Genomic DNA, 307 nt, shown 5'->3' with positions numbered 1-307 from the left:
AACATCATTCGCAATATCGGAGAACGTCGCCGTACCCTTGTCCGCCGCCACCACCAAATACGTATCATCACCATCACGACGCACCACCCGCTCCGGCGGCAATACCTGCCCACCGGCGAGATCGACGTTATCGGTGATATCCAGCAGACCGGAGATGAAGGTGCGGTAGCACTCGATACCCTCGGCCATCCGGGCCTGCCGGTCGGCTGCGGCGTCGCCGGTGGCGGCCGGCGGGCGTTTCACCACGAAACCACCCTTCGCGCCCACCGGCACGATCACCGCGTTCTTCACCGCCTGCGCCTTCACC

Annotated in this window: 1 protein-coding gene; it reads right to left on the bottom strand. The window is 64.5% G+C overall.

Annotated elements, in window-relative coordinates:
* Positions 1–307, bottom strand: a 307-nt coding sequence (locus tag IG75_RS37025; protein WP_036516214.1) for an NAD-glutamate dehydrogenase domain-containing protein, incomplete at both ends; no start/stop codon positions are given.

The sequence above is a fragment of the Nocardia rhamnosiphila NBRC 108938 genome, assembly GCF_000720425.1.
Classification (GTDB): domain Bacteria; phylum Actinomycetota; class Actinomycetes; order Mycobacteriales; family Mycobacteriaceae; genus Nocardia; species Nocardia rhamnosiphila.
Note: the sequence above shows the minus strand (reverse complement) of the source record. Positions and strands in the feature narration are given on the sequence as shown.